We start from the raw sequence: 809 nt of genomic DNA on the forward strand, positions 1-809 counted from the left end.
CCCACAATAGAGATAGGATCGATAACCCATGCAGCAAGGCATGCCATCAAATGTGTGCATGCATTTACAGGTGAGCGATGCCTTGTATGCCACAACATTAAACTATTTTTCAAATGATCAAATAGAGTTTCAATCATACCTCTATGCCGTAACAATTGCTTTTCCTGTGGAGTCCTAAATAGCTTTTTCATATTCTTTTTGAGCGTAGTAATCAATTTAAGCCCTTGCTCTGCAAGGCATTCTGCTTTGGCTTTGGATACATAACCACGATCGCCAAAAATCATCCCTTGAAGTTCCTTACACATATCCAACAATGGCGTCCTATCATCAGTGTTGCCACGAGTGACTCGAATGCTAACAAGCTCACAAAGATTATTAACCACAAGATGCAATTTCAGCCCAAAAAACCAACCTGTACTCGTTTTGCTTTTACCTGCTAGTCCCTCAAAAACCTTATGATTTTTCTCGCGTAAGTTATGACAAACTGGCAGTTTTGTTGCATCAACATAATAAATACCAGTGCGCTCACCTTGATGATAAGTTAAAAAGTAAGACAACGGTAAAATCGCTTGACTCATCAGCTCTACAAAGCGATTATACGATGGCGCTTGAGGAAAATATTCATGCCAATAAACTTTGATAAACTCGTTGTAATATGTTTTGAAATTGCGATATTGAGTTATCTGAAACATAATAAGAATTGTCATAATTTCACTCACTGCTAACTGTTGCGCTTTGCCATATTTTCTGTTTCTATCCATGCCAATTTGTTTGAGTTTAAGTTGCTTTTCATAGATAATGCAAAAGTC

The 809-nt window shown here is 37.6% G+C and carries 1 protein-coding gene; it reads right to left on the bottom strand.

The window, feature by feature from the left end; genetic code table 11:
• The coding region (locus DNJ75_RS15005; RefSeq protein WP_229667716.1) for an IS982 family transposase at positions 1-809 on the bottom strand (809 nt) is incomplete at both ends.

The sequence above is a fragment of the Cysteiniphilum litorale genome (assembly GCF_003428165.1).
Classification (GTDB): Bacteria; Pseudomonadota; Gammaproteobacteria; order Francisellales; family Francisellaceae; genus Caedibacter; species Caedibacter litoralis.